This window comes from Corallococcus sp. CA053C (assembly GCF_003611675.1).
Classification (GTDB): domain Bacteria; phylum Myxococcota; class Myxococcia; order Myxococcales; family Myxococcaceae; genus Corallococcus.
In genome coordinates, this window is record NZ_RAWA01000833.1 from 1 (window position 1) to 432 (window position 432).

Consider the following 432-nt stretch of genomic DNA (forward strand, 5'->3'; position numbering starts at 1 on the left):
CTGGGGGAGCACCTGCGCCTGGACACACCCGCCACCGAACAGCCCGCCGTGCGCTTCGAGCACCCCTGGCCCGAAGGCGACCTGTGCTTCGACGTGAGCGCGCGCCCCGTGGAGGGCGGCCTGCTGCTGCACCTGCGCGACATGACCCCCGAGTACCGGGCCCGCGGGGAGCTGCAGCGCGCCGGGCACCTCTTCCAGGCCGTGCTGGAGGGCACCACCGACGCCATCTACATCAAGGACCTGGAGGGCCGTTACCAGGTCATCAACTCCCCGGGCGCCCGCGCGCTGGGCCGCACCGTGGCGGAGGTGCGCGGCCACTCGGACGGCGAGCTGTTCCCCGCCGACGAGGCCGCCGTCAACCTCAAGCACGACCAGGACGTGCTGGAGGCAGGCCGCCCCCTCACCTACGAGGACGTGCAGCAGGGCCCCGAA

General features: G+C 73.1%; 1 protein-coding gene. It reads left to right on the forward strand.

Annotated features, from left to right (window positions below; all coding sequences use genetic code 11):
* Positions 1-432 (forward strand): PAS domain-containing protein (locus D7V97_RS43460; protein ID WP_158623580.1); only part of this gene is annotated, 432 nt, incomplete at both ends.